General features: G+C 69.8%; 1 protein-coding gene. It reads right to left on the bottom strand.

Annotated elements, in window-relative coordinates:
• Window positions 1-67 precede the first annotated feature (67 nt).
• The gene (locus AB0958_RS45090) at window positions 68-1,285 is read right to left on the bottom strand and encodes an IS110 family transposase (RefSeq protein WP_366896286.1); all 1,218 of its coding nucleotides are present in this window, start codon (window positions 1,283-1,285) and stop codon (window positions 68-70) included.
• Between the last annotated feature and the right edge of the window lie 263 nt (window positions 1,286-1,548).

Genomic DNA, 1,548 nt, shown 5'->3' with positions numbered 1-1,548 from the left:
GGGGGTGCCTCTATGTCCTTCGTCAAGGCACCCCCGTCGGGTTTGGGGTGATTGGGGCTTGCTGGGGTCATGCGGCGAGTGCAACGTCCGCGGGTGTGCGGGATTCGTAGAAGGTGCCGTCGCGGAGCATGGCGAACAGGACGCTGATGCGTTGGCGGGCGAGGCGGAGGAGGGCCTGGGTGTGGGTTTTGCCGCGGGCGCGTTGCTTGTCGTAGTAGGTGCGGGAGGCGGGATCGGCGTTCATGCAGGCGAAGGCGGAGAGGAACATGGCGCGTTTGAGCTGCCGGTTTCCGCCTCGGGGTGCGTGTTCGCCGTGGATCGAGGTCCCCGATGACCTCGTGGTCGGGGCGAGGCCGGCGTAGGAGGCCAGGTGGGCGGCGCTGGGGAAGCTGGTGCCGTCGCCGACGGTGACCAGCAGGACGGCGGCGGTCCTGACGCCGACGCCGGGCATCGACGTCAGGACCGGGGAAAGAGGGTGAGCCTCCAGCAGGGCGTTGATCTGGGCTTCCAGGGCCCGGCGCTGGGTGTGGACGGTGGCCAGGGAGGCGGCCAGGGTGGGGATCACGATGTCGAGGGTGCCGGTGCCCGGGACGACGACGGTCTGCTCGTCCAGGGCGGTGAAGACGTCGTCGATGAGCCGGGTGGCCATGCGCGGGGCCTTGGGGCGGATCACCTCCACCAGCCTGCGGCGTCCGGCCTTGCGCAGGGCTGCGGGAGAGCCGTAACGCTCCAGCAGCCAGGTGACGGCGGGGTGGTCCAGGCGGGGCCCGAGGACGCGTTCGAGGCTGGGGTGGAATTGGGTGAGCAGGCCGCGTATCCGGTTGCTGGTGCGGGTGGCCTCGGCCGCGAGGTCCTGGTCGAAGCCCACCAGCACGGTCAGCTCGGCGGTGATCTCGTCGGTGAGTTCCAGCGAGCGCAGGGTGTGCGGCATGGTGCGGGCTGCGTCCGCGATCACCGCGGCGTCCTTGGCATCCGTCTTGGCCTCGCCCGGATACAGGTCCGCGATCCGGCGCATGGCCAGTCCCGGCAGGTAGGCGACCTGGCAGCCCGCGTCCCGGGCGACGGTGAGGGGGAGGGCGCCGATGGAGGCGGGCTGGTCCACGATCACCAGGACGGTGCCGAACTTCGCGGTCAGCTTGTCGAAGACGGCCCGCAGTTTCGGCTCGCTGTTGGGCAGCTGCTTGTCGAAGACCTTCTTGCCGGCCGGGGTCAGCCCGTGCCCGTGATGGGCACTCTTGCCGACGTCCAGGCCGAGGAACACGCCCACGTCTTCGGTGTCGAACATCGCGCCCTTCCACGGGAGTTGAACGTGCTGGCCTTGGCAGTGGTGTCGTACGCGCGCATCCACGTTATGCAGACCTGTCGCCCGCGAGCTGTCCGGCATTGCGCCGGACCGGGCGGTGGCCGGACCTCTGATCAGCGTCTCCGACGGCACCTCCCGGGCCCGGTGACACCACCCCCCAGGTCATCCGTTCGACAGGGGGCAAAAGTCATGCCGGGCCCGGAAGCCAGCGGCCCTCTTGCAGGACCGCGGAAAACATAACGGGG

This window comes from Streptomyces sp. NPDC006655 (genome assembly GCF_040703965.1).
In the GTDB taxonomy this organism is placed as follows: domain Bacteria; phylum Actinomycetota; class Actinomycetes; order Streptomycetales; family Streptomycetaceae; genus Streptomyces.
This window is presented reverse-complemented; position numbering and strand designations above follow the sequence as displayed.

Coding starts and splice junctions, on each gene's coding strand:
- AB0958_RS45090 (WP_366896286.1), bottom strand. CDS start 1,285: ATGTTCGACACCGAAGACGTGGGCGTGTTCCTCGGCCTGGACGTCGGC.